The 1,147-nt window shown below is 67.0% G+C and carries 2 protein-coding genes; both read left to right on the top strand.

The genetic code is table 11. The features are described 5' to 3' along the window. Positions 1-177 precede the first annotated feature (177 nt). Complete coding sequence (locus tag ACFC79_RS38255) at positions 178-495, top strand: transposase family protein (protein ID WP_376249896.1); 318 nt, start codon at positions 178-180, stop codon at positions 493-495. Next, positions 396-1,112: an ISAs1 family transposase gene (locus tag ACFC79_RS38250; RefSeq protein WP_376249895.1), complete on the top strand. Its 717-nt coding sequence runs from the start codon at positions 396-398 to the stop codon at positions 1,110-1,112. The genes ACFC79_RS38255 and ACFC79_RS38250 overlap by 100 nt, the downstream gene beginning before the upstream one ends. The last annotated feature ends 35 nt before the right edge of the window (positions 1,113-1,147 follow it).

Here is a 1,147-nt window from a genome sequence, read left to right as displayed (position 1 = left end):
GACCCAGGGTCCGTTGCAAGGTCAGCGTTCGTCCGATTCGCCGGAGTGGGGCGGAACTGGGCGGGGCGCCCGCTTTGAGTGAGGTGGACGCAGCACAGGCACGGCCTTGGTGATCATGTGAGTGTCTACGTCCTATGAACACTTGGCGAGTCCGTGCCTGCTTCTGCATCTTCTCTCATGCCCCGCGGCCTGGATCAACTGGCCCTGCTCTCCTCGCCGGCCCCGCTGCCGGACGCGGTCGCCCTGTCCGGGTTTCTGGACCTGATTCCCGACCCGCGCGGGCTGCGCGGACGCCGTTATCTGCTGGCCGCACTGGTGACCGCCGCAGCAGTGGGCGTGCTGGCGGGCGCCCGCTCGCTGACAGCGATTACCGAGTGGATCGCGGACGCTCCGGTGTGGGTCTGCCGGGCGCGATGGACCATACCGGCAGCGTCCTCGCCCAGCGCCAGGTCTCCGACAAAAGCAACGAAATCCCGTCCTTCGCACCCCTGTTGAACACCCTCGACCTCTCCCACGCGGTGATCACCGCCGACGCCCTGCACACACAGCACGCCCACGGCACCTATCTCCGCACCCGCGGCGCCCACTACATCGCCGTCGTCAAGGCCAACCACCCCAGCTTGCTCGACCGCATCCGCCGGCTTCCCTGGCGGAAGATCGACCTCGACCACTACGAGCGCACCCGCGCCCACCACCGCCAGGAGATCCGCCGCCTGAAGACCGCGACCTTCGCTCACATCGACTACCCCGACGCGAAGCAGGCCCTCCAAGTCGTCCGCTGGAGAAGGGATCTCAGCACTGGCAAGCTGACTACCGAGCGGGTCTACCTGATCACCAGCCTGCCACCCGACACCGCGAGCGGGGCCCAGCTCGCAGTATGGATCAAAGGACACTGGAAGATCGAAAATCATCTCCACCATGTCCGCGACCGCACCTTCGGCGAGGACGATTCCAAGATTCGCACAGGCCACCTGCCTCGGATCACGGCCGGGCTCCGCAACCTCGCCATCGGCATCCACCGCCAAGACGGACAGACCAACATGGCCGCCGCCCTACGTCACGCCGCCCGCGACTGCCGCAGGCCCCTGACCGCCCTCGGCCTCACCGGATGAACCCGGACAGAAAGCGATCTCGCAACGGACCCTGC

The sequence above is a fragment of the Streptomyces sp. NPDC056061 genome (assembly GCF_042266885.1).
In the GTDB taxonomy this organism is placed as follows: Bacteria; Actinomycetota; Actinomycetes; order Streptomycetales; family Streptomycetaceae; genus Streptomyces.
The sequence above is the reverse complement of the archived record's forward strand: the minus strand, read 5'-3'. Positions and strand labels throughout refer to the sequence as shown.

Excerpts from the sequence above, each read along its gene's own strand:
- ACFC79_RS38255 (WP_376249896.1), top strand. The coding sequence starts at position 178 with ATGCCCCGCGGCCTGGATCAACTGGCCCTGCTCTCCTCGCCGGCCCCG.